Here is a 15,314-nt window from a genome sequence, read left to right as displayed (position 1 = left end):
GCGCTCGACCGATCGAGCGGGCGGTCACGACCGCCGCGTCACGTTTCGAAGGAGACCTGTGTCCCGTCCCGCTCTCCGCCCCCTGGCGGCGCTCGTCACGACCGGTGTCGTGGCCGGCCTGCTGGCCCTGGCTCCGGCCGGGCCGGCCGGCGCGCTTCCCAACCCGCTCATCGGCGACGGATCGACGTACTCGGCCGACCCCGCCACCCTCGTCGCCGACGACACGCTGTACGTCTACGCCGGCCGCGACGAGGCGGACGCCACGACGAACGACTTCGTGATGAACGAGTGGCAGGCCTTCTCGACCACCGACGTCGAGGGCGGCTCCTGGACGCACTACCCCTCGCTCATGCGCCCCGAGCAGGTCTTCTCGTGGGCGACGCCGGGCCGCGCCTACGCGGGTCAGGTCGTGCAGGGCGGCGACGGCCGGTACTACTGGTACGTCCCGGTGCACGAGGCCGGCAGCAGCTCGTCCGACCCGTTCGGCATCGGCATCGCGGTGTCCGACACTCCGCTCGGTCCGTGGAAGGACTACGCGGGCGGCCCGATCGTGTCGCAGAAGATCCTGGGCAACAACGCCCACAACATCGATCCCACCGTCTACGTCGGCGATGACGGCCGCGTGTGGATGTACTGGGGCAGCTTCAGCCGCCTCTTCGGTGTGGAGCTGGCATCCGACATGAAGACGCTCATCGGGACGCCGACCGAGTTCCGCAGCGGAGTCGACGGCTTCTTCGAGGCAGCCTGGCTCTTCGAGCGCAAGGGCACCTACTACCTCGCCTACGCCGCCAACACGGCCGGGCCCGACAGCTGGTGCACCCCCGCGGTATACCACGCGTGCATCGCCTACTCGACCGCGCCGACGCCGATGGGGCCGTGGACGCCGCAGGGCCGGGTCCTCGCGCCGGTTTCGTCGACGACGAGCCACCCGGCGATCACCGAGTACCACGACAAGTGGTACATCGCGTATCACACGGCGGATGCCGTCGGCGGGAACCACTTCCGCCGATCGGTCGCCGTGGACGAGGTGCAGTGGGACGACTCGGTCGTGCCGGCCCGCATGAAGCCGGTCGTCACGACCCCGGTGCGCGACCCGCTCCTCACTCCCTCCTCGAACGTCGCCGGCTGGGCGACCGCCTCCGCGTCGAACGAACCGGTGCCCACGCAGTACTGGATCGCCGCCCTCAACGACGGCATCGTGCGGCCCAACCCGCTGCCGCCGGACATGTGGGGCTCGTACGCCGCTGACCGACCGGCATCCCAGTGGATCCAGTACGACTGGTCGGAACCCGTGCGCATCGACCGCTCGTCGATCCAGCTCTGGGCGGATCGCGAGCCCGGAAGCGGGGACGGGGTGTCGGCGCCGTCGTCGTGGAAGCTGCAGTACTGGGCGGACGGCCGATGGAACGACGTCGAGAATCCGAGCGGATACCCGACGACGACGGGTGAGATGCACGAGGTGACGTTCTCGCCGGTGACCACGACGCGGTTGCGCGCGGTCCTGAATGCCTCCGCGGGCACGGGCCCGTCGTCGGGCTACTCCGCTCTCGCGGTGGAGGAGTGGACCGCGGAAGCCGTCGCACCGACGGGCGTGGACCCCGCGGCCTCGAGCACGCTCGTCGGAGAGGCGCCCGAACTCCCGGACACCGTCGCCCTGGCCTACGGCGACGAGCGCGTCGCCGCGCCCGTGAAGTGGGATGCCGTCGACCCGGCGGCGTATGCCGCTCCCGGATCCTTCACCGTGAGCGGGACGGCGCAGGGATACGCCGCCGGTCGCGTGAAGGCCACGGTCACCGTGATCGGCACGGACGCCGGGCGCACCAACCTCGCGAAGACCGGTGCGCCGGTCGCCGACTTCACCGCGGGCTGGAACTCCCTCGCGTCGATCAACGACGGCACCATCGTCTACGAGGGCGGCGAGGGGTCGCAGGTGTGGGCGACGTGGGACGACGACCGTCCGGCGAGCCGCACCGTGGGCTACACGTGGGCGGAACCGGTCACGGTCGACGCGGTGAACGCGCACTTCTGGAGCGACGTCCCCGGAGCCGAGGGCGCGGGCAACGGCGTGGCGGTCCCCGCCGCCTGGCACGTCGAGGCGCTCGTGGACGGCGTGTGGACCGAGGTCTCGGGGGCCGGCGGCTACCCGGTCGAGGCCTCGGCCCCCAGTCGCGTGTCGTTCACGCCCGTGACGACGACCGGCATCCGCGTCGTGCTCGACGCGCAGTCCGACGGCGCCACGCACGCCGCGGTCGGTCTGTCCGAGCTCGAGGTGCTCGGTGAGCCCGTGGATGCCACGGCCCCCGAGGTGTCGCTCCAGACGCGCGGTCCGCAGGGGGCCGGCGGATGGTTCGTCGGGCCGGTGACGGTGCGGGCGGACGCCGCCGACGACCGCGACCTGCGCGTCGCCATCTCGGTGGGCGTCGACGGCGCAGCGGCGGCGACCACGCCGAACGTGCGCCGTGTCGACACCGTCGTGCGCCGGGACGGCGACCACACGGTCACCGCCCGCGCCACGGACGCCGCCGGGAACGTCTCGCCCGAGGCGACGGCATCCTTCCGCATCGACGCGACCGCTCCCGCGGTGACCGCGACCCTCGACGCGGACGCCCGGGCGGTCTCGGCGACCGCGACGGACGCCGGCTCGGGCCTGGCCGGCGTGGAGTACGCGCTGGACGACCCCCTCACGTGGATGCCGTACACGGCGGCCGTCGCCGCGCCCGACCTGGAACGGCACGTCGTGTACGTGCGTGCGACGGACGTCGCGGGCAACGTCTCGACCGCCACGGCGGTGACCGTTCCGCGCTCCCCCGACGCTCCCCTGACCGGCAACATCGCGCTGTACGCGACGCCGACGGCCTCGTCCGCTTCCGGTTGGGCGCCCGTCGGTGGCGTGAACGACGGCAGCGTCACGGGCAATCCGTGGGGCACCTGGCCGCGCGTGGGAGAGCAGTGGGTGCAGCTGACGTGGGATCGCTCGGTGACGGTCGACCGCGCGGGCGTGCAGTTCGCGCGCGATGCGGCCGACGACCAGAATGCGGGTCTCATCCCTCCGCGTTCCTGGGTGCTGCAGTATCGCGACGGCTCGGGGGCGTGGAAGGACGTCGCGACTTCCGACGCGTACGGGCGTTCCTCGGACGCGCTCAACGAGGTGCGCTTCACGGCGGTCGAGACCACGGCCCTGCGCGCCCTGATGCAGTCCTGGGGTGCGGCGGAGGGCCAGGGTTCGGCCGGAATCGCGGAGTTCGAGGTGTGGCCCCGCCGCGGACCAGCCGCCGGTGGACACGACGGGGCCGACGCTGACGTTCGGCGCCGCGGATGAACCGAACACCGCCGGGTGGTACCGCGCCGGGGTGGCGTTCGCCGCCACCGCCGTTGACGACACCGATCCGTCGCCGACCGTGCGCGTGCGCGTCGACGGGGGAGCATGGATGCCGCTCACCGACGATTTCCGGGTCGCCGGTGACGGCACGCGGCTGGTGGATGCCGAGGCGGTGGATGCCGCCGGGAACGTCTCCTCGCGCGCGACCCTGACGGTGAAGATCGACGGCGTAGCACCGACGGTGACGACCGCTGTCATCCACGACGCGTCGGGCCATGTGGTCGAGGTGGCCGCGTCGGACGAGCTGTCCGGCGTCGCCTCGGTCGAGCGTCAGGTGGACGGCGCTTGGATCCCGGTGGTCGATGGTCAGGTGGTGCTCGCCGCGGGTGGGGGGACCGTACCCGTTGTGCTGCGGGCGACCGACCTCGCCGGAAACGTCTCGGAGGAGAAGACGGTGACGGTCGACACGGGCACGACCGGACCGGTCGACCCGACCCCGACGCCGACCCCGACGCCGACCCCGACGTCGGCCGCCTCGCCCGCGCCGGGCGGTGAGCAGGACCCGGGGACGTCTGCCGGTGGTTCGGCGACGACCGCGGACGCGGGCTCGGCGACGCTCGCGCGGACCGGCACGGTCTGGCCGCTGGCCGCACTCGCGCTCGCGGTCGTCCTGCTCTTCGCCGGCGCGATCGTTCGTGGTCGGCCGCGACGGGACCGGCGTTAGTGCGTCGCCCTACTTCTTGGCATCCTGTCGCGGAATGATGATCTGCTTCACGATCAGCAGCAGCGAGGCCGTGACGGGGATCGCGACGAGGGCGCCGAGCAGGCCGAGGAGCGTTCCGCCGACGAGCGCGCCGATGACGACGAGCGAGCCCGGAACCGAGATCGTGCGGCTCATGACGCGCGGCGTCAGGACATATGCCTCGACCTGCATGTACACCAGATAGACCACGGCGAAGATGAGGCCGGCGGTCGGATCGACGATGAGCGTGAAGACCGTGGCGGTCGCCCAGAACAGCACGGAGCCGACGAGAGGGATCAGGGTGATCCCGAACGCGAGCGCCGCGAGCAGCGCCGCGAACGGCTGCCCGACGATCGTCAGGACGATGAACGCGAACACCGCGTTGATCAGAGCCAGGACCACCATTCCCGACAGGTAGCCACCGACCGAGTCGGTGATCTGCCCGGTCATCTCCGACACCGTCTCGCGGTTGCGGGCGGGGGTCAGGCGCACGAGCGAGTTCTTCATCGTGGGAAGGGATGCCAGGAAGTACAGGCTCAGCACGAGCACGATGATCGCGCCCGAGATGCCGGTCGCGATGTCGATCCCGACGTGGAGCAGCCCGCCGCCGATCGCGGTCAGGTTGGCCGGGTTGGTGAAGAACGTCTGCACCTCTTTCAGGATGTCGCCGAGGCTGTCGCCGAAGTTTGTCTCGACCCATCTCACGGCGTCGCTGTTGATGGCGTCGTTGATGAAGTTGGGGAGGTCCGAGATGAACTGCGAGATCTGCCGCACGACCGGGGGAATCAACAACCACAGCGCCCCCGCCAGGACGACCGCGAGCCCCCCGAACACGATGACGATGGCCCACGCCCGCGAGATGCCGCGTCGCACCAGTCGCCGCACGATCGGGTCGAGCGCGAGCGCGATGAACAGCGCGATCGCGATGTAGATGAGCACGGTCGACAGGTTCGACAGCGCGAGCCCCAGGAGGATCGCCGTCAGTCCGCCGAGGGTGAGGAAGAACCCGGCGGCATAGGGTCGGGCGATCGCCGACCACACGGGGCGGTCACGCGAGGTGACCTCGCCGGCGTTGGCGCCGACGGCGGAAGGATCGGGGTGCGACGAGCGGCTCATGGTCACACTGTAGGGGTCAGCGGTCGCGCACCGCGGGGCGCGATAGGGTCGCATCCGGAGGACCCATGACCGACGCCGACCCGACCACGATCCTGCAGGGCCTGCGCGGCAGCATCGACAACATCGACGCCGCGCTGATCTTCCTGCTCGCCGAGCGCTTCCGCTGCACCAAGCAGGTCGGTGTGCTCAAAGCGGAGCACGGGATGCCGGCATCCGATCCGGCCCGCGAGGAGCAGCAGATCGCGCGTCTGAAGCGTCTGGCGGGCGAGGCCGACCTCGATCCCGAGTTCGCCGAGAAGTGGTTCAACTTCGTCGTCGCCGAGGTCATCCGGCATCACCGGTCCGCCGCGGGCGCACCCTCCGACGACTGACGCGACACGCCCGGGCCTTGCTTCCGGTGCGGCCGCGTGGGGTGAGAAGCCACGCGCCCGCGCGTGCCACGAGTGTCCGAAGAACGCAAGCCGACGGTCGGTTTGCCAGCCGATCCATCAGCGTGAAACGGTAGAGGAGGCCCCTTGCGGGGCCGCCCACCCGACCAGTCCGCGGTCGCCGGTGCCGACTCGGGGAGTCGCGCCGCGAGCGTACGGTCGGCGGCCAGGACCCGGATCCGACATCCGGTGTCGGAGCGCTCGCACCCCCGGTGAGCGCCGGACGGCTGCCACCCGGGCGTGACCGATGCGGCCACCCGAGGCCGCCCAGGTGCACACAGTGACCCCTCCGCATGCCCTCGCGGCGAAGAACCTCTTCAAGGTCTTCGGCCGCTCCCCACAGTCCGCCGTCGAGAAGCTCCGCGCCGGGGCCCGACGCGACGACCTCGGTGACGCCGGCACCGCCGCCGTCATCGACGCGAGTTTCGACGTCGAGCCCGGCGAGATCTTCGTCATCATGGGCCTCTCCGGCTCCGGCAAATCCACCATCATCCGGATGCTCAACGGCCTGCACGACGCCACGGCGGGCACCGTCGAGGTGCAGGGCGACCCGCTTACCGGCGTGAGCCCCGCCCGCCTGCGAGCCCTGCGCCGCGAGCGCATCGCGATGGTGTTCCAGCACTTCGCGCTGCTGCCCCACCGCACGGTGGCGGCGAACGTCGCGTACCCGCTGGAGATCCGCGGCGTCGGCAAGACCGAGCGGCTGGCGAAGGCGGAGGAGATCCTCGCGCTCGTGGGGCTCGAGGGCTGGGGCGAGAAGCTCCCCTCGGCCCTGTCCGGCGGCATGCAGCAGCGCGTCGGCATCGCCCGCGCGCTCGCCGCCGACACCGACATCCTGCTGATGGACGAAGCGTTCAGCGCGCTCGATCCCCTCATCCGCCGCGAGATGCAGGAGCAGCTCCTCGAGCTGCAGCGGACGCTGAAGAAGACGATCGTCTTCATCACGCACGACCTCAACGAGGCGATGTTCCTCGGCGACCGCATCGCGGTCATGCGCGACGGGCGGATCGTCCAGATCGGCACGCCGGAGGACATCCTCACCGACCCCGCGAACGACTACGTCGAGCAGTTCGTGCACGACGTCGACCGCGCCCGCGTGCTCACGGCGGCGAACGTCATGGAGCGTCCCCGTCCCCGGGTGGATGCCGCCGCCGGCCCGCGCACGGCCCTGCGCCAGATGCGCGACGCCTACATGTCGGCCGTGTACGTGACCGACCGCGACCGGAAGCTCCTCGGGATCGTCACCGACCGGGATGCCGTGAAGCTCGTGCGCGCGGGGGAGAGCTCGCTGCTCGGGCGCCTCCAGCCCGTGCCGCACAGCGTCCGCGAGGACGAGGTGCTCATGAACCTGTTCGTGCCCGCCGTCGAGTCGCCGCTGCCCCTGGCGGTCGTGGATGCCGAGGGACGCCTCGCGGGCGTCATCCCGCGCGTCACGCTCCTTGCGGCGCTCGGCCCCGGCCCCACGGCCACCGAGGAGATCACCGTGCTCCCGCAGCCCGTGCCGTCGGCCGAGATCGACGCCGTGCTGGCTGGTGCGGGCGATGCCCCCGAAGCCATGGCATCCGGAATCGAGGGGGTGCGCTGATGGACGGGTTCCGCATTCCGGTCGGCACGTGGGTCGACGCGGGCGTCGATTGGCTCCGCGACAACCTCTCGGGTCTGTTCGACGTCATCGCCGTGGTCGTCCGCTTCCTCGTCGGGGGACTCAGCGATGTGCTGCTGGCCGCGCCGATCATCGTCGTGATCGTCGTCGCCGCTCTGCTCGCGTGGCTCCTCCGCTCGTGGAAGCTCGCCCTCGGCACCGTCGTCGGCTTCGCGCTCATCCTCGCCATGGGGCAGTGGGTGACCGCGATGCAGACGCTCGCGCTCGTCGTCGTGGCGGCGGCCGTCGCCGTGGCGATCTCGGTGCCGCTGGGCATCTGGTCGGCGCGCAATCCCGCGGTGCGTGCCGTGATGAAGCCGGTCCTCGACTTCATGCAGACGATGCCCGCGTTCGTGTACCTCATCCCCGCGATCACCTTCTTCAGCATCGGCGTCGTCCCCGGCGTCGTCGCGACGGTGATCTTCGCCCTGCCGCCCGGCGTGCGGCTGACCGAACTCGGCATCCGGGGAGTGGATGCCGAGACCGTCGAGGCCGGACACGCGTTCGGTGCGACGCCCGGGCAGATCCTCCGTGGCATCCAGCTCCCGCTCGCGATGCCGACGATCATGGCCGGGGTCAACCAGGTCATCATGCTCGCGCTGTCGATGGCGGTCGTGGCCGGCATGGTCGGTGCCGACGGCCTGGGCAAGGAGGTCGTGCAGTCGATCTCGACGGTGAACCTGCCCAAGGGCGTCGAGGCCGGGCTGAGCGTCGTGATCCTCGCGGTCTACCTCGATCGCCTGACCGCCGCCCTGGGCTCCCGCGCCGCGAACACGTCGTCGCTGTTGGCCGCGCTGGGTCGCCGTCGCGGTCCCGGCGCTCCTTCCGCGACGACGGACGCGGCGAGCGAGGCCGAGCGCGAGGTCGCCTCGCCGCGCCGCGCCCCGATCACGACGGGCGCCTGAATCCCCTGCCTCCCGCCTGCACCACGGAAATCACATACGGAACGGAAGAACACATGAACAAGCGACACCTCACAGCAACCCTCGCCCTCGGCACGGCAGCGGCCCTCGCGCTCGCAGGCTGCGCGAGCGGCAACCAGGCCGAGGGCGGCTCGGGCGAGGGCGGCGGCAAGGGCACGATCACGCTCGGCTTCCTGCCCTCGTGGACCGACGGCCTCAGCACCGCGTACCTCCTCGAGGACCAGCTCGAGAAGCTCGGCTACACCGTCAAGATGCAGACGCTCACCGAGGCCGGCCCGCTCTACGCCGGGCTCGCGCAGGGCGACGTCGACATCTACCCGTCGGCGTGGCCCGAGCTGACCCACAAGTCCTACATGGACACCTACGGCGACGCGATCGAAGACCTCGGGTCTTACTACGACAACGCAAAGCTCACGATCGCGGTGCCCAGCTACGTCGACATCGAATCGATCGACCAGCTCCAGGCGAACGCGGGCCGCTTCGACGGCAAGATCTACGGCATCGAGCCGGGCGCGGGCCTGACGAAGCAGACGCAGGAGACGATGCTCCCCGGCTACGGTCTCGACGGCGACTTCGAGCTCGTGACCTCGTCGACGGCGGCGATGCTCACCGAGCTCGACAACGCGATCGCGGCGCAGAAGGACATCGCGGTGACGCTGTGGCGTCCGTTCTGGGCCAACGACGCGTACGACGTGAAGGACCTCGCCGACCCGCAGGGCCTCATGGGCGACCCGGAGAAGCTCCACTTCCTCGGCACGGCCGGCTTCGCAGAGAAGTACCCGGATGCCGCTGACCTCATCGCCGGCATCCAGCTCGACGATGCGCAGTACGGCTCGCTCGAAGACCTCGTCGTCAACGAATACGGCGAGGGGCGCGAGGCCGAGGCCGTCGACGCATGGCTGGAGCAGAACCCCGCGGCGTACCCCACGCAGCGCGACTGATCCCCGCGTCCCGAGCCCCCTCCGCCACGTCAGGCGGAGGGGGCTTCATCGCCACACGCGAGTCCACGTTCGACCATTCCCGTCCTGACCGAGCACCTTCACACTCAGCCACAGGTGCCGGTGCAGATGCGGGTCTAACGTACGCCATCGCCGATGCTGCAGCTCGACCACCTCGATACGGTGCAACTGCTCTCGGAAGCGACCGCCGGCATCGCGCCGCGCGTTCAGCGCACGCTGCCACGTCAGCAGGATCCGCTCACGAAGCCGGTCCTGCAGCGCCTCGAACTCCGCCGCGAGCTCCGGATTCAGCAGCGCGACCAGGCTGTACGACTTCGGCGCGTTGATCGTCCCGTCCAACACCAGATCCGCATCCGCAGACACCAGCTCCCGGCCCGCCGCTCGCCCGTCTCAGGATCGTCGCCATTGACCCAGCGCGCAAGGCCGGCCCGATCCAGCTGGTCGACGGAGATCTCCCCATCCACCAGCACGAACCGCGACACCTTGCCGGCATCCACATCGCCGTAATGCGCGAGCGCGGCTGCCCCCGACACACCCGTCAGATGCGAGTCGCACGCTCCATGAAAGGCGTACTCCACGGCCTGTCGGACGCCCCGCGACCCGACCCCCCCGCTTCCACCTTTCCAGCCCTCCACGCGCGGCCACAGCGTAGCCCAGATCACATAGTGCCTGCGTGCATCGTATTGAGTGATGATCGATCGGCGACAGGTCCTTTCCCGGCGGCAGGACCTCCTGCCTCGATGAGAGGCAGGAGGTGTCTAGGCGACGGTAGATTGCTTGCCCTGACGGGGGATATGGGGCGCCGAGGACCCCGCGCCGATGTAGCCGCCACGCCCGATAGACCTCGTCACCCCACCGTCGACGCGCCCCGACGGACGCGCACCTTCTGCAGGCGTGCAAGCCATACCGCCCGGCTGGCCCAGCGCACGAGATCGGCCTCGGCAAGGTCGAGCATCGCGTCGACCGTCTGCCAAACTTTAGCCGCGCGCGCTATCTCGGTCTTGACTGCCGTCATCGCGCCCCGCTCTGAGGCCTCGCGTACATTGCGCTGGGCCTCCTCCGCTTCGGCCGCGTATCCCTCGGCGGCGATGACGCGTAGGACCGCAGTAAGGGTCGTGTCGTTTTTCGAGGAGTAGGTGAGGTAGTGGGCGAGCGCTCGCTCAGCGAGGGCGCGTGCTTCCTGGGCGTTATCGAGTAGTCGGAGTGCACGCGCCTGATAGGACATCGCCTTCACGGTGCCGCCATGGTGCACACCGAGCACGTCCTTGCGGTTGCGGTATAGCTCGGTCGCGTCCCGCATCACCTTGCGTGCCGCTCTCCGGTCGACTGGACCGAACTCACCGTCGTCGGCGGTTTCCTCGAGCCGGTAGAGCACATTGAGTACCCGGTTGCCCTCGGCCACCAGGGTGAACGGATGACGGGCGCCGAAAGTCGCCTGACGCCATTCCGCGTTGACAGCGGTAATACGTTCGCCCTCTGCCCAGTCGCCGGGGTCGTCTGACCGACGCAGCATAGTTGCAAGGTTTTGAGTGGCGAGCGACAGGCGGAAGTTCAGCGGGTCGCGAACATTGCGCCATCCCCGCCGTGCGAGCGACAAACGGTACGCCGCTATCGCCTCGTCCCGAGTCGCACTTTCGCGGGCGAGTTCGAGGTAGTACGACTCCCAGTAAGCGCGTACGTGCGAATCGTCTTCGCCCAACAGCGTCTGCGCGCTCTCGGCGCGAAGGCGTAGATCCGCGCGACGACGTTCGGCGGTGCGTCGCTCGACGCCGCGCGTGTAGAGCCAATTCTGGATCCTCATACCAAGCAGTACGCCAGTGCGACCGCGCTGCGCTTCGGGGGTATCGCCGAAGTGTGTGCGGTTCGCTGCATCGAGGTGGTTGAGCACCACATCGCTGTCAGTGCGCACCTGGATCGCGATGCGGGCAGCGGCGTACATCGCAGTGAGTGGGGCAGCGAGGAGCGTTCGACGCATCTCGATCATGCGCGCCGCGAACTTGGGGTCCATGGTCTCTGCCGTGCTCTGGGTCTCGGTCATCGTTCGCTCTCCGCGTTCTGGCTGCCGAGCGCACCAACTGCAATGCGCAACAAATGGAACTTGTTGGCAAGGCGCGCCCGTTCCTCCACCTCGGCTGGCGATGGGTCGTCGGCTGACGGCTCAAGGAAGTACCTGCGCACTTGCTCGAGCACGTCGCGGGTAACGATATTCGTACCCGGTCCTCGCGCTCGGAGCCGTCCGAGCGCACCTCCGAGCGCGTTGTTCGCATCGATCCGCGCGACGTTCGCCGCGGAGAGCGCCTCAAGGCTCGGATCGCGAGCCATCATGGCGATCGCGAGTGCTAGTTGGAGGATGATTGCGTCAACGGCGAGACCAATTTGGCTCGCCGGGGTGAGTGACGAGTCGATGTCGCCCGCCTCCACCTTCACGAGTCGCAAAATCGCGCGCAGATCCCAGCCAACCACGAGTGGTAGCGCGCTGCGTGCCCGCAGGAAGTCGACCTGCGTCATCGTGGGGCCATCAGGGTCGCGCAGTGCGAGCGCATCGGCGTACTCAGCGCGGGTCGCGACGGCCAGGCCCGGCCACTCGTGCGCCCAGTCCGTGACGACGCGCACGTAGGCGTGAAGGGCACCCTCGGGCGAGATAGGCACTTCGCGTAAGTAGCGTTCGAGCCCGTCACGATAGGGGAGGAATGTCGCCATACGCGCCTGGTGGTACAGACCCAGGATCGCGCGACCACGGCTGGAGGCATCGTCGGGTGAACCCGCTATGACAACGCCCTCGAGCGCCTCGGCGCCGAATGCGTCTAACAACATATCGAAGTGACGGTGGATCGCCCCGTCACTCACCGGTTTGCTGCGCGAGGCTCCCAGCGCGCGCCCCAAGTGTTCAATGACTACCGGCTGACGGTATTCCAAGTCGGCGGACGGGTCGGAGAGCGCGGCAAGAGCGAGGAACCAGTCCATCGGCGGGTGTTCCCCGCGCGCGGTATCGACCCAGGCGCGCCATTCGTCGAGGATCAACGACCCCGGCAGCGTGATGACGCGCGTTGCCTCAGCCTCGGACAGTCGTTCAGGTCGGCCCACGTCTCCTCCTTCGTTCGTGAGGCCCAGTATTCCGACCCACGGGACCGATAAACGCCCGTTTCCCCATGTTGGTGCCCCAGACGGGGAAACCCCGGCTTCCCTTTCCCCATCGCCTCCAGCATGGGTCGAAATGGCGGCATAAAGCCGCGTTGAGACAGGAGCCACAGCATGGGATGGAAATCGAAAGCAGCAGTCGTGGTGGGCGTAGTCGCTTTGTCGGCTGGAGCTCTTTCGGCCCTGGAACGTCCAACGAATACCTCCGAACTGCAGGAGCAGCAGCGCGAGCAGCAGCTCCAGAATTTGCAGGACGCGAACGAGCGCGAGCAGCAGCGGTACGAAGATGACGCCGATGCTCTGCGCCGCGCGCAGGAGGCCGGCCGTGCCGCATCGGGTGAGCACCGTCCGACGCTCCCTCGTCTCCCTCTGCCAGGCAAGGGGTGATCCGAGATGTTCTTCTCGTTCCCGCCGCGCGTGGGCGACGTCGTGAGGCTCACCTCAGCGTTGGCTCCAGGGCTGTTCAGTGCCGCCCTGCCGATCGGTAGCGTCGGAGTCGTCTCGGCTGTGACGAACGGATCTCTTGTCGTCGATGTCGACGCAGGCTTCGCGGGCACCGTGTCCGTTACGGCCCGCCCTCACCAGTGCCGCGTCGTGGAGCGAGGCACCGGGGTAATCCGGTTCCGTTCGCGGACGGGCGTGCGAAACGCGATGCGCCTTGGTGCACTCATCGTCGTCGTCGCGCCGTTCATCCATTTCGTGGCGAGCTGGTGGCTCGCCACGGGGAGCCTCGACGGACTCCTCGAAAATCTTCCCCTACTCGCTCTCGAATCGGGTGCCGAGGCCGTCGGCTTCGCATTCGCCGATCCGGTGCGCGCAGTGCTCTCGCTCGGCCTCGGCACCCTGCTGTGGTGGCTGGCCTTCGGCCCGCCCCGACGCATCTAGCACCGGTACCTCCCCGCATCATTCCACGCATCGCCCAACCGAAAGGACAGTAATGAACCGCACCATCGCCGCCCTCGCGGCCTCCACCACCGTTGCCGCGCTCCTCACCGGCTGTGCGGCGACGCCCACCTCCACGACAACGCCTGCCGCCTGCGGCGAGCCTGCGGTCAAGACCGACGCGCCGATCTACGCCGTGCTCGCACCGACCGGTGAAACCCTCACCGATGTCGATGCCGATCTGCGCACCGTAGTCGACGCGGCAACCAACGATGGCGCCCAGCTGATCGTGAGCGGCATCGGCGAAAGTGCCCCGTCGTTGATCGTCGACACCGTGCTCGTGGGCGTCGGCGAAAACCCTCTGGCCCGCTCGAAGGACCTGGCGTGCAAACACGACGAGGTGACTGCCGGCCTCGACGTGCTCCGAGGCCTGGCAGTCGACGGCACGGACGTCTTTGGGTCGATCTCCACCTTCGCGGGCAACGTCGGCGACCACGCGACAGCGCAGCTCGTCATCTTCGGCGGCTTCGCACCGGCCCCTGCACTCGCGGATCCGATCGGCACGATCAACACCCTCGCGGCCAAGGGTCTCATGCCCGTGGATTGCACGGGCTGGACCGTCTCCGTCGCTGGGCCCGCCGCAGCCGACCCTGCTGTGCGCGACTTTTGGCTCGCCTATGTCGCCAAGTGCGGCGGGACTCTGGCCGCGGTGACGACGCGTCTAGCCAACTTTCCGAGCGGCACGACAGTCACAGCATCCGATCGATCGCCTGTCGAGATTGACCACCAGGCTGACGTTGTCACCGCGACCGTGGGGGGCGACGTGCTCTTTGACTACGGGTCTTCGACGCTTTCCTCCGGGGCAGATCCCGTCCTCGTCAAGGTGTTCGAGATGGTCTCCACGACCCTCGGCACCGTCCAGATCACGGGCCACACGGACTCGCGTGGCACGGGCAACGAAGCGCTCTCGCTCGCCCGCGGCGAGGCGGTACGCGCGTGGCTCGTCCAGCACGGCGTCGACCCCGCGCGAATCGCGCCGGTACGCGGGGCGGGCGCTTCCGAACCCGTCGTCGCGAACGCTGTCACGGAGGCCGAGCACGCCGCCAACCGGCGCGTGACCATCTCCGTCATCCCGTCCGCCTAACCCGCACCATCCACACCCGAAAGGAATGATCATGACCACCACCCCTTCCCACCGCTCGATGCTTTCGAGTGACCGTCGCACCTACGTCGGCGGGTACGCCGACGACCGCGTCGCCGAGATCGGTACCCAGGACGGCTCCGCGAGCGTTGGCGTCACCGACATGTTCGGCGCCAACACCACCGCGCACGGCGCCGGCCTCGTCGCCACCGCTCATGCCGCTCAGAAAGGCCTCATCGGGCACGAGCTCGCCGGCGTTCTCGGCGCTCTCGACGCGCTCCGTCACGACGTGAAGGCCCGCTACGGTGCGACAGTCGCGACGTTCACACAGTCGCTCGGGCGCATGGTCGACGCGTCAATGCACCGAGCAAACATGGCGTTTCAGCGCACGGCCCTCGGGCTAGGCGCCCCGCATGCATGGGCGCCGTTCGCGTTGCTCGCTGTGCTCATCGTGCTCTTCCTCGGCGAGATTGGACTGCTCGCCAGCGCCTTACAGTCCATGGGGCTGAGCGATGTGCCACTCATCCCCGGTGTCTCTCTGACCGACGAGCTGCATATTGCGGCTTTGGCGACTGTCGTGTCGCTCGCCCTCGTCTCGCACGCGGTCGGCGATACGCTCAAGCACCTGAAGACCGATGCCGATGTCCGTCGTCTTGAGATTGTCGATGAGGTGCGCGCCCGGCTGCCAAAGCCGTCACGCTTCGCCATGACGATCGCAGGCGTCGCCGGGATCTGCGGCATCGTGGCCGTGGCTGGCATGGTGATGATCCGGGGCGAGTACCTTGCCGAAAGCGGATCGCAGATCACTTCCGCTCCATTCATCCTGATCCAGCTCGCACTGCTGGCCGCGGCTGTATTCACGGCGTACTTCTTCTCCGACCCCACCGCGGCCGCCTACCGCCACGCAGTCAAGGTAGAGAACGAGCGCGTCGCTGAAACAGAGCAGCACTTGAGCATGCTGGAGGGCACTTGTCGCCGAGCACAACACGATCGCCGACACACGCGAGGCTGAGATCCGCGGCGC

Annotated in this window: 13 protein-coding genes; 9 read left to right on the top strand and 4 right to left on the bottom strand. The window is 69.1% G+C overall.

The genetic code is table 11. From position 1 onward, the window contains the following. The first annotated feature begins 58 nt into the window (after positions 1 to 58). Together RKD05_RS05520 and RKD05_RS05515 are read left to right on the top strand one after the other, a co-directional pair. On the top strand, positions 59 to 3,319 hold the full coding sequence (locus RKD05_RS05520) for a family 43 glycosylhydrolase (protein ID WP_424708576.1): 3,261 nt from the start codon (positions 59 to 61) through the stop codon (positions 3,317 to 3,319). Further along, positions 3,276 to 4,043, top strand: coding sequence for an OmpL47-type beta-barrel domain-containing protein (locus tag RKD05_RS05515; protein ID WP_424708574.1), 768 nt, complete (start codon positions 3,276 to 3,278; stop codon positions 4,041 to 4,043). Before RKD05_RS05520 ends, RKD05_RS05515 begins: the two co-directional genes overlap by 44 nt. A gap of 9 nt (positions 4,044 to 4,052) precedes the next feature. Here the strand turns inward: RKD05_RS05515 and RKD05_RS05510 are convergent, their stop codons facing one another. Beyond that, positions 4,053 to 5,177 carry an AI-2E family transporter gene (locus RKD05_RS05510; RefSeq protein WP_424708572.1) on the bottom strand — a complete coding sequence of 375 codons (1,125 nt, stop codon included), beginning with the start codon at positions 5,175 to 5,177 and terminating at the stop codon, positions 4,053 to 4,055. 65 nt (positions 5,178 to 5,242) lie between these two features. Between RKD05_RS05510 and RKD05_RS05505 the strand changes: the two genes are divergently transcribed. From RKD05_RS05505 to RKD05_RS05490, 4 genes are all read left to right on the top strand, one after another. Then, the gene (locus RKD05_RS05505; protein ID WP_063257822.1) at positions 5,243 to 5,548 is read left to right on the top strand and encodes a chorismate mutase; all 306 of its coding nucleotides are present in this window, start codon (positions 5,243 to 5,245) and stop codon (positions 5,546 to 5,548) included. Between the two features lie 304 nt (positions 5,549 to 5,852). Next, a complete protein-coding gene (locus RKD05_RS05500) occupies positions 5,853 to 7,190 on the top strand; it encodes a quaternary amine ABC transporter ATP-binding protein (protein ID WP_424708571.1) in 1,338 nt (445 codons plus the stop codon). Then, the gene (locus tag RKD05_RS05495) at positions 7,190 to 8,152 is read left to right on the top strand and encodes an ABC transporter permease (protein ID WP_424708570.1); all 963 of its coding nucleotides are present in this window, start codon (positions 7,190 to 7,192) and stop codon (positions 8,150 to 8,152) included. Before RKD05_RS05500 ends, RKD05_RS05495 begins: the two co-directional genes overlap by 1 nt. Positions 8,153 to 8,205: 53 nt before the next feature. Then, entirely contained in the window at positions 8,206 to 9,111 is a 906-nt protein-coding gene (locus RKD05_RS05490) for a glycine betaine ABC transporter substrate-binding protein (protein ID WP_424708569.1), read from the top strand. A gap of 45 nt (positions 9,112 to 9,156) precedes the next feature. On the opposite strand, the gene RKD05_RS05485 is transcribed toward RKD05_RS05490, so the two are convergent. The 3 genes from RKD05_RS05485 to RKD05_RS05475 all read right to left on the bottom strand — a co-directional run bounded on the left by RKD05_RS05485 (position 9,157) and on the right by RKD05_RS05475 (position 12,612). Further along, the gene (locus RKD05_RS05485) at positions 9,157 to 9,468 is read right to left on the bottom strand and encodes a relaxase domain-containing protein (protein WP_424708568.1); all 312 of its coding nucleotides are present in this window, start codon (positions 9,466 to 9,468) and stop codon (positions 9,157 to 9,159) included. 508 nt (positions 9,469 to 9,976) lie between these two features. Beyond that, positions 9,977 to 11,167, bottom strand: a complete 1,191-nt coding sequence (locus RKD05_RS05480; protein WP_424708567.1) for a hypothetical protein — start codon at positions 11,165 to 11,167, stop codon at positions 9,977 to 9,979. Further along, positions 11,164 to 12,612 (bottom strand): hypothetical protein, encoded by a 1,449-nt coding sequence (locus tag RKD05_RS05475; RefSeq protein ID WP_424708565.1) that lies wholly within the window; start codon positions 12,610 to 12,612, stop codon positions 11,164 to 11,166. Before RKD05_RS05475 ends, RKD05_RS05480 begins: the two co-directional genes overlap by 4 nt. A 72-nt stretch (positions 12,613 to 12,684) precedes the next feature. Here RKD05_RS05475 and RKD05_RS05470 point away from each other — a divergent pair, with 72 nt between their 5' ends. Genes RKD05_RS05470 through RKD05_RS05460 form a run of 3 tightly spaced genes read left to right on the top strand, consistent with a single transcriptional unit; the run spans position 12,685 to position 15,302 of the window. Then, on the top strand, positions 12,685 to 13,152 hold the full coding sequence (locus RKD05_RS05470; protein WP_424708564.1) for a hypothetical protein: 468 nt from the start codon (positions 12,685 to 12,687) through the stop codon (positions 13,150 to 13,152). Positions 13,153 to 13,204: 52 nt separating this feature from the next. Further along, positions 13,205 to 14,293 (top strand): OmpA family protein, encoded by a 1,089-nt coding sequence (locus RKD05_RS05465; RefSeq protein ID WP_424708562.1) that lies wholly within the window; start codon positions 13,205 to 13,207, stop codon positions 14,291 to 14,293. Between the two features lie 31 nt (positions 14,294 to 14,324). Then, positions 14,325 to 15,302: a hypothetical protein gene (locus RKD05_RS05460; protein ID WP_424708560.1), complete on the top strand. Its 978-nt coding sequence runs from the start codon at positions 14,325 to 14,327 to the stop codon at positions 15,300 to 15,302. Positions 15,303 to 15,314 lie beyond the last annotated feature (12 nt).

Origin of the sequence: Microbacterium sp. SLBN-111 (genome assembly GCF_049739645.1) — a bacterium.
Classification (GTDB): domain Bacteria; phylum Actinomycetota; class Actinomycetes; order Actinomycetales; family Microbacteriaceae; genus Microbacterium.
This window is presented reverse-complemented; position numbering and strand designations above follow the sequence as displayed.

Excerpts from the sequence above, each read along its gene's own strand:
- RKD05_RS05510 (WP_424708572.1), bottom strand. The coding sequence starts at position 5,177 with ATGAGCCGCTCGTCGCACCCCGATCCTTCCGCCGTCGGCGCCAACGCC.
- RKD05_RS05505 (WP_063257822.1), top strand. The coding sequence starts at position 5,243 with ATGACCGACGCCGACCCGACCACGATCCTGCAGGGCCTGCGCGGCAGC.
- RKD05_RS05500 (WP_424708571.1), top strand. The coding sequence starts at position 5,853 with ATGCGGCCACCCGAGGCCGCCCAGGTGCACACAGTGACCCCTCCGCAT.
- RKD05_RS05495 (WP_424708570.1), top strand. The coding sequence starts at position 7,190 with ATGGACGGGTTCCGCATTCCGGTCGGCACGTGGGTCGACGCGGGCGTC.
- RKD05_RS05490 (WP_424708569.1), top strand. The coding sequence starts at position 8,206 with ATGAACAAGCGACACCTCACAGCAACCCTCGCCCTCGGCACGGCAGCG.
- RKD05_RS05480 (WP_424708567.1), bottom strand. The coding sequence starts at position 11,167 with ATGACCGAGACCCAGAGCACGGCAGAGACCATGGACCCCAAGTTCGCG.
- RKD05_RS05465 (WP_424708562.1), top strand. The coding sequence starts at position 13,205 with ATGAACCGCACCATCGCCGCCCTCGCGGCCTCCACCACCGTTGCCGCG.
- RKD05_RS05460 (WP_424708560.1), top strand. The coding sequence starts at position 14,325 with ATGACCACCACCCCTTCCCACCGCTCGATGCTTTCGAGTGACCGTCGC.